This window comes from Limnohabitans sp. (assembly GCF_031538885.1).
Lineage (GTDB): Bacteria > Pseudomonadota > Gammaproteobacteria > Burkholderiales > Burkholderiaceae_C > Limnohabitans.
In genome coordinates, this window is record NZ_JAVKLW010000024.1 from 1 (window position 1) to 9,255 (window position 9,255).

General features: G+C 56.3%; 5 protein-coding genes. All 5 read left to right on the forward strand.

Annotation, left to right across the window (positions count from 1 at the left end):
• Positions 1–110: 110 nt before the first annotated feature.
• Positions 111–1,082: a DUF4143 domain-containing protein gene (locus tag RMS03_RS01430; protein ID WP_310625337.1), complete on the forward strand. Its 972-nt coding sequence runs from the start codon at positions 111–113 to the stop codon at positions 1,080–1,082.
• Positions 1,075–1,953 (forward strand): SAM-dependent methyltransferase, encoded by an 879-nt coding sequence (locus RMS03_RS01435; protein ID WP_310625338.1) that lies wholly within the window; start codon positions 1,075–1,077, stop codon positions 1,951–1,953. Before RMS03_RS01430 ends, RMS03_RS01435 begins: the two co-directional genes overlap by 8 nt.
• A 77-nt stretch (positions 1,954–2,030) precedes the next feature.
• The gene (locus RMS03_RS01440; RefSeq protein ID WP_310625339.1) at positions 2,031–2,738 is read left to right on the forward strand and encodes a transposase; all 708 of its coding nucleotides are present in this window, start codon (positions 2,031–2,033) and stop codon (positions 2,736–2,738) included.
• Positions 2,739–2,853: 115 nt separating this feature from the next.
• A complete protein-coding gene (locus RMS03_RS01445; RefSeq protein WP_310625340.1) occupies positions 2,854–7,569 on the forward strand; it encodes a glutamate synthase-related protein in 4,716 nt (1,571 codons plus the stop codon).
• Between the two features lie 29 nt (positions 7,570–7,598).
• Entirely contained in the window at positions 7,599–9,080 is a 1,482-nt protein-coding gene (locus tag RMS03_RS01450; RefSeq protein ID WP_310625341.1) for a glutamate synthase subunit beta, read from the forward strand.
• Positions 9,081–9,255 lie beyond the last annotated feature (175 nt).

Sequence of the window (9,255 nt, forward strand, 5' to 3'; positions counted from 1 at the left end):
AACCGTGACGGATGAGGAATTGACTATGATTGAAAACCGATTGAATCACCGCCCCAGAAAGCGACTAGGATTCAAGACACCTCACGAGGTATTCCATGCCTCGTTAAAGCGTGTTGCACTTCGTCCTTGAATCCGCCTTGTTTGGTATTTTGCGTGGTGTGATTGACCAGCGTCGTCGCATGGGCCAAACCAGCGGGCATTTCTTGTTGCTGGGGTCGGCAACAGGGATTTTGTTGCAACAGTCCAGCGAAAGTTTGGCTGGGCGGGTGGCCTATGTAGATCTGCCAGCGCTTCAAGCATCAGAAATCTTTACTGGTAATGGCAGCCCCGCTGACCTCAATGCCTTGTGGGTGCGCGGCGGCTTTCCTTTGTCTTGGTTGGCCAAAACCGATGCGAATAGCATCACTTGGCGTGAGGTGTTCATTTCAACGTATTTGGAAAAAGACATTCCAGCACTTGGGCCCCGTATACCCGCCACTACCTTGAGGCGGTTGTGGACCATGCTGGCGCATCACCAAGGTGAGCTATTGGATCAGTCCAAGTTGGCGGCCGCCTTGGCCATCAGTGGCCAAACCGTGAGCAGATACATCGACTTGCTGTGTGATTTGATGTTGGTGCGGCGCTTGCCTGCATGGCACGGCAATGTAGGCAAGCGTTTGATTCGCTCGCCCAAGGTGTATGTGCGCGACAGTGGCTTGGTGCATGCGTTGCTAGGTTTATCAAACTTGGATGCGGTGCTGGGTCACCCTGTGGCGGGTTTGAGCTGGGAAGGATTTGTGATTGAACAGTTGATCAATGCAGCGCCGCAGGCACAAGCCAGTTTTTATCGCACTAGCAACGGTGCAGAGGTGGACTTGGTGTTGACATTCCGAAACCAGCAGAGGTGGACTATTGAAGTCAAACGCTCTAGTGCACCCAGCGTTTCTAAGGGCTTCTATCAGGCGGCAACTGCCTTGGCTGCTGTTCGAAAGCTTTTGGTCGCGCCAGTTGAGCAAACTTACCCTATGAAAGAGGGTATTGAGGTGGTGGATGTCATGACGGCCATCCGTCTAGTGAGCGAACAAGAAGAGAACAATGACTAAAACCAAAAACCAACCCGCCACGCCCAAGCCCCAAGACCCCAGCTCTCAGCTTGACCTGCGCCTTGGTCAATCGATCGAGCTGCTCAAAGCGCTGCACATCCTCACGCGCGACGGCAAGTTGAACCAAGATTCGCGTCGCAAGCTCAAGCAGGTGTATCACCTGTTTCAGTTCATTGAGAAGTTGCTGAAAGAACTGCCCGTCAGCGAGCAAGGCCCCACCTTGGCCGATCACGGCGCGGGCAAGTCGTATTTGGGTTTCATCATTTACGACTTGTTCTTCAAGGCTTTGGGGCAGGGCAGCATTTACGGCATCGAGACGCGCAGCGAGTTGGTTGAGTCTTCCAAAGCACTCGCGCAGCACTTGGGCTTTGAGCGCATGAAGTTTCTCAACCTCAGCGTGGCTGATTCTGCACACAGCGATGCGTTGCCCGAGCAGATGGACGTGGTCACTGCGCTGCACGCATGCGACATGGCCACCGACGACGCGATCGCGTTTGGCCTGCAAAAGAAAGCCAAATACATGGTGCTCGTGCCGTGTTGCCAAGCCGAGTTGGCGCGTGCGCTCAACCATAACAAAGCGCTTAATTTGCAGCGCACCCCGCTGGCCGAGCTGTGGCGTCACCCGCTGCACACGCGCGAGATGGGCAACCAGTTGACCAATGTGTTGCGCTGTTTGTACCTAGAGGCCATGGGCTACCAAGTGACGGTGACCGAGCTGGTGGGCTGGGAGCACAGCATGAAAAATGAACTCATCTTGGCCAAATACACGGGGCAGAAAAAGCGCAGTGCGGCCGAGCGCCTGCAGGCCCTGCTTCATGAGTTTGGCATTGAAGATTTGCTGCGGCAGCGTTACCCCCCCTTAGGCGTTTAAGCCTTTTAGGCAAGGATTCGAAAGTTGCTTAATTGGGGCCAGGTTAATTGGGGTCAGAACCCAATTACCATCCGTATATGGCCCGCCTCCCTCGTCTCACCATCACCGGCTACCCGCACCACGTCATCCTGCGGGGCAATAACCGACAAGATATCTTCCGCACCACAGCGGATTACCAGCGCATGCTCGACTTGCTGTTCGAACAAAGTCGTGCGCACAAGGTGGACATTCATGCCTATGTGCTGCTGACTAACCACTTGCATTTGCTGCTCACTCCGCAAGAAGACCTTGCCCTGCCCAAGATGATGCAAGCCGTGGGCCGCAGCTATGTGCAGATGTTCAACAAAATGCATGCGCGTACGGGCACGTTGTGGGAGGGGCGCTACCGCTCCACCCTGATTCAAACGGATCGCTATTTGCTGGCGTGCATGGCCTACATTGACCTCAATCCCGTGCGCGCCCAGATGGTGGCGCAGCCTGAGGATTACGCGTGGTCCAGTTACGCGCACTACACAGGGCGTCGCACTGACCGGCTCATCACACCGCATGCCTTGTATTGGGGTTTGGGCAACACACCTTTTGCGCGTGAAGCGGCGTACGCCGAATTGGGGCGCGCTGGGATCAGTGCCGACCAGCAGGGTGCATTGACCGATGCCACGCTCAGTGGTTGGGCGCTGGGGGATGAACGTTTTGTGGCCGATTTACAGCTTCAAACTGAAAGGCGGTTGGTCAAAACTAAGGCGGGGCGCCCATTCAGCGAGGGCAATAAACCCGTCCCTAATTAAATAATTAGAGAAGTTCAGTCTTAATTAATTGGGTTCTGACCCCAATTAATTTTCTTGGCATGGATGCTGCCATGCAGTATTCTCCTAGTCCTGCTGAATTTTTGAGGAATGCGCCATGATCACGGCTGCCCATAAAGCACAACTGCAAGCCCAGGGTTTGTACGACCCATCCAACGAGCATGACGCCTGTGGCGTGGGCTTTGTAGCTCACATCAAGGGTCATAAGAGCCACGCCATCGTGGGTCAAGCGCTCAAAATTTTGGAGAATCTCGATCACCGGGGTGCCGTGGGTGCAGACGCACTCATGGGCGATGGCGCAGGTATCTTGATTCAGTTGCCCGATGCCTTGTATCGCGAAGAAATGGCCAAGCAGGGGGTCAACTTGCCCCCCATGGGTGAGTACGGCGTGGGCATGGTGTTCTTGCCTAAAGAACAAGCCTCACGCTTGGCTTGTGAGCAAGAGCTCAACCGTGCTGTGTTGGCCGAAGGCCAAGTGTTGTTGGGCTGGCGCGATGTGCCCGTCAACCTCGACATGCCCATGTCGCCACGCGTGCGTGAAAAAGAGCCCGTCATCCGTCAAATTTTCATCGGTCGTGGCAACGACGTGATCGTGCAAGACGCCTTGGAGCGCAAGCTGTATGTCATCCGCAAAACAGCCAGCGCCGCCATTCAGCACTTGAACCTGAAGCACGGCAAAGAGTACTACGTGCCCAGCATGTCTAGTCGCACCATCATTTACAAAGGCCTGTTACTGGCTGACCAAGTCGGTACTTATTACCGCGACTTGACCGACGAGCGCTGCGTGTCTGCTCTCGGCTTGGTGCATCAACGGTTCTCAACCAACACCTTCCCCGAGTGGCCATTGGCTCATCCTTACCGCTATGTGGCGCACAACGGTGAGATCAACACCGTCAAGGGCAACTACAACTGGATGAAGGCCCGCGAAGGCGTGATGTCTTCGCCTGTGTTGGGCGACGATCTGAAAAAGCTCTATCCCATCAGCTTCCCAGACCAGTCTGATACGGCCACCTTCGACAACTGCCTCGAATTGATGACGATGGCGGGCTACCCCATCAGCCAAGCTGTGATGATGATGATCCCAGAGCCATGGGAAAACCACACCACCATGGACGAGCGCCGCAAGGCATTTTATGAATACCACGCCGCGATGTTGGAGCCATGGGATGGCCCTGCCTCCATCGTGTTCACCGACGGCCGTCAAATTGGCGCCACGCTCGACCGCAACGGCTTGCGCCCTTCACGCTACTGCATCACCGACGACGACATGGTCATCATGGGTTCTGAGTCGGGCGTGTTGCTGGTGCCAGAGAGCAGAATAGTGCGCAAGTGGCGTCTGCAGCCTGGCAAGATGTTCTTGATTGACCTCGAACAAGGTCGCATGATCGACGACGACGAACTCAAAGCTGGCCTGACCAACACCAAGCCCTACAAGCAGTGGATTGAGAACGTTCGCATCAAGCTCGACGATGTCAAAGGCCACGAAGGCGAAGCCGCCCAAGCCAGCGATGTGTCTTTGCTCGACCGCCAACAGGCGTTTGGCTACAGCCAAGAAGACATCAAGTTTCTGATGGCACCGATGGCCATCAACGGCGAAGAAGGCATTGGCTCGATGGGCAACGACAGCCCCTTGGCTGTGTTGTCCAGCAAAAACAAACCGCTCTACAACTACTTCAAGCAGTTGTTCGCGCAGGTGACCAACCCACCGATTGACCCCATCCGTGAAGCCATCGTCATGTCTTTGGTGTCGTTCGTGGGCCCCAAGCCCAACTTGCTCGACATCAACCAAGTCAACCCACCCATGCGTTTGGAAGTCAGCCAGCCGGTGCTGAACTTCAGCGACATGGCCAAGTTGCGTGACATCGAAAAACACACCCACGGCAAGTTCAAGAGCGCGACGCTCGACATGACGTACCCACTGGTGTGGGGCCACGATGGCGTGGAGGCCAAGCTGGCCTCGCTGTGTGCCGAAGCGGTGGACGCCATCAAAGGCGGCCACAACATCCTCATCATCAGTGACCGTGCCGTCGGCCCCACACAAGTGGCGATTCCTGCTGTGTTGGCTTTGTCTGCGATTCATCAGCACTTGGTGCGCGAAGGCTTGCGCACTACCGCCGGTTTGGTGGTGGAGACAGGCAGTGCGCGCGAAGTGCATCACTTCGCCGTGTTGGCAGGCTACGGCGCAGAAGCCGTGCACCCCTACCTCGCCCTCGAAACATTGGCTAATTTGCACAAAGATTTGCCGGCAGATTTGTCCATCGACAAAGCGATCTACAACTACATCAAAGCCATTGGCAAAGGTCTTTCGAAAATCATGTCCAAGATGGGCGTGTCGACCTACATGTCTTACTGCGGCGCGCAGTTGTTTGAAGCCATTGGTGTCAATAGCGAAACCGTGCAAAAGTACTTCACTGGCACACCGAGCCGCGTCGAAGGCATCGGCATTTTTGAAATGGCCGAAGAAGGCATTCGCATGCACAAGGCCGCGTTTGGTGAGGACCCAGTGCTGGCCAACATGCTCGACGCAGGCGGTGAATACGCGTGGCGCGCCCGTGGCGAAGAGCACATGTGGACGCCCGATGCGATTGCCAAGTTGCAGCACAGCACCCGTTCCAACAACTTCAGCACGTACAAAGAGTACGCACAAATCGTCAACGACCAAAACAAGCGTCATCTGACTTTGCGCGGCTTGTTCGAGTTCAAGATTGACTCCGCCAAAGCCATCTCCGTGGACGAGGTGGAGCCTGCGACCGAGATCGTCAAACGTTTCGCAACGGGCGCGATGTCACTCGGTTCGATCTCGACCGAAGCGCACGCCACCTTGGCCGTGGCGATGAACCGCATTGGCGGCAAGTCCAACACGGGTGAGGGAGGTGAAGACCCTGCGCGCTACCGCAACGAACTCAAAGGCATCCCCATCAAGAAGGGTGAGACTTTGAAGAGCGTCATCGGCGATGACGTGGTAGAAGTGGACATGCCTCTGGAAGCGGGCGACAGCCTGCGCTCACGCATCAAACAAGTGGCCTCGGGTCGCTTTGGTGTGACGGCCGAATACCTATCTTCGTCGGACCAAATCCAGATCAAGATGGCCCAAGGCGCCAAGCCTGGTGAAGGTGGTCAGTTGCCCGGCGCGAAAGTGTCCGAGTACATCGGTAAGCTGCGTTACAGCGTGCCCGGTGTGGGCTTGATTTCGCCTCCGCCCCACCACGACATTTACTCCATCGAAGACTTGGCGCAGCTCATCCATGACTTGAAGAACGTGGCGCCACACGCTGACATCAGCGTGAAGCTGGTGGCTGAAATCGGCGTGGGCACGATTGCCGCAGGCGTGGCCAAGTGCAAGGCCGACCATGTGGTGATCGCGGGTCACGACGGCGGCACAGGCGCTTCGCCTTGGTCGTCCATCAAGCATTGCGGCAGCCCTTGGGAAATCGGTCTGGCCGAAACACAGCAAACCTTGGTGTTGAACGGTTTGCGCGGTCGTATCCGCGTGCAAGCCGACGGTCAAATGAAAACAGGCCGCGATGTCGCCATTGGCGCATTGTTGGGTGCTGATGAGTTTGGCTTTGCCACCGCACCGTTGGTGGTAGAAGGCTGCATCATGATGCGCAAGTGCCACCTCAACACCTGCCCTGTGGGCGTGGCCACCCAAGACCCAGAGTTGCGCAAGAAGTTCACAGGCAAGCCTGAGCATGTTGTCAACTTCTTCTTCTTTATCGCAGAAGAAGTGCGTCAAATCATGGCGCAGTTGGGCATCCGCAAATTCGACGACATGATTGGCCGTGCCGACTTGCTCGACATGCGCCATGGCATTGAGCACTGGAAAGCCTCTGGCCTTGACTTCACGCGCTTGCTGGCTGTGCCTCAAGTGGGCCCAGAGATTCCTCGCTACCACGTGGACAAGCAAGACCACGGTTTGGAAAAGGCACTCGACCAAAAGCTCATCGAGAAGTCCAAACCTGCCATCGAGCGCGGCGAGAAGGTGCAGTTCATGGAGGTCGCCCGCAACGTCAACCGCTCAGTCGGTGCAATGTTGTCAGGTGCGGTGACCAAGGTGCACCCCGAAGGTTTGCCAGACGACAACATCCGTATCCAACTCGAAGGCACAGGCGGTCAATCGTTCGGCGCGTTCTTGTGCTCGGGGCTCACGCTGTACTTGATTGGTGACGCCAATGACTACACCGGCAAAGGCCTCTCAGGTGGCCGCGTGGTGGTGCGCCCCAGCATCGATTTCCGCGGTGAAGCTGTCAACAACATCATCGTGGGCAATACCGTGATGATTGGTGCGACACGCGGAGAAGCGTTTTTCTCTGGCGTGGCGGGCGAGCGTTTCGCCGTCCGTTTGTCTGGCGCGACGGCGGTGGTCGAAGGCACAGGCGACCACGGTTGCGAATACATGACAGGCGGCACGGTGGCCGTGTTAGGTAAAACCGGTCGCAACTTTGCCGCCGGCATGAGCGGCGGCGTGGCCTACGTGTACGACGAAGACGGTCAGTTCGACAAGAAGTGCAACACCGCCATGGTTTCCATGGAAAAAGTGTTGAGCGCTGCCGAGCAAGAAGCCTCTCTGCCACGCGCCATTTGGCACCGCGACCAAACCGACGAAGCGCAACTCAAGAAGTTGCTCGAAGACCACCACCGTTGGACGGGCTCCAAGCGCGCCCGTGACTTGCTGGACAACTGGGGCACCGCACGCGCCAAGTTCGTCAAAGTCTTCCCCAACGAATACAAGCGTGCCTTGGGCGAGTTGAATGCAGCCAAGACTGCCAAGGCTCCCGCTGCATCGGCCAAGAAGGCCGTCGCTGCCAAATAACGCAAAGTACAAGCAAAAGGATTTGAATCATGGGAAAAGTCACTGGCTTCATGGAAATTGAGCGTCTTGAGCAGGGCTACAAGCCCGTCAAAGAGCGCCTGAAAAACTACAACGAATTTGTGATTGGTTTGGACGAAGGCCAAGCCAAAAAACAAGCAGCCCGTTGCATGGACTGCGGCACACCGTTTTGTAACAACGGCTGCCCAGTCAACAACATCATTCCGGACTTCAACGACTTGGTGTACCAAGGCGATTGGAAAAACGCGATCGAGGTGCTGCACAGCACCAACAACTTTCCTGAGTTCACGGGCCGCATCTGCCCTGCCCCTTGCGAAGCCGCTTGCGTGGTGAACGTCAATGGCGACGCAGTGGGCATCAAGTCCATCGAACACGCCATCATTGACAAAGCGTGGTCAGAAGGTTGGGTCGTGCCCAAGCCCGCCCAACACAAAACAGGAAAAAAGGTGGCCGTGGTGGGCGCTGGCCCCGCTGGCATGGCTGCTGCACAACAGTTGACACGCGTGGGCCACGACGTGACTTTGTTTGAAAAGAACGACCGCATCGGTGGCTTACTGCGCTACGGTATTCCAGACTTCAAGATGGAAAAGTCGCACATCGACCGCCGTGCCAAGCAGCTCGAAGCCGAAGGCGTCACCATCTGCACCGGCGTGATGGTGGGCGAGTTGCCCAAAGGATCCAAGGTCACCAACTGGGCCAAAGAAACCATCAGCCCCGCACAGCTGCAAAAAGATTTTGATGCCGTGTTGTTGACCGGCGGTTCCGAGCAGTCACGCGACTTGCCCGCACCCGGGCGCGACTTGGCTGGCATTCACTTCGCGATGGAGTTCCTGCCACAACAAAACAAAGTCAACGCTGGCGACAAGCTCAAAGATCAGTTGCGTGCCGACGGCAAGCATGTGGTGGTCATTGGTGGCGGCGACACCGGTTCTGACTGCGTGGGCACCAGCACACGCCACGGCGCCGCAGGCGTGGTGCAGTTCGAGGTGATGCCTATGCCGCCCGAGCATGAGAACAAACCTTTGGTCTGGCCTTACTGGCCGCTCAAGCTGCGCACCAGTTCCAGCCACGACGAGAGCGCTGAAAAAGGTTTGCTCAAGCGTGAATTCGCCATCTCCACCAAAGAGTTTGTCGGCGAAAACGGCAAAATCACAGGCGTTAAAACCGTGCGCGTGGAATGGAAAGACGGCAAGATGGTCGAAGTGGCGGGCACCGAAGAAATCATCAAAGCCGACCTCGTGCTGTTGGCGATGGGTTTTGTCAACCCCGTGGCCACTATTCTTGGAGGCTTCGGTGTGGAGAAAGACGCGCGCGGCAATGCCAAAGCAAGTACCGAGTTCACAGGTGGCTATGCCACCAACGTGCCCAAGGTGTTTGCTGCGGGCGACATCCGTCGGGGTCAATCCTTGGTCGTGTGGGCTATCCGCGAAGGTCGTCAAGCGGCGCGTTCGGTAGATGAGTTCTTGATGGGTGCCAGCGATTTGCCTCGTTAATTGTTGTTTTACAAGTCTGTGCAGGCTTGCAATTAAAATAGGGCGGATTCAAGGACGAAGTGCAACAAAGATGAACTGGTTATAGGTGGCTGAGGATGCGAGAGCATCATGGCCGCTTTAACCGCCAAATCGAAATTGCCCAATGTACAAGCACCTCAGCCGAGAAGAACGATAC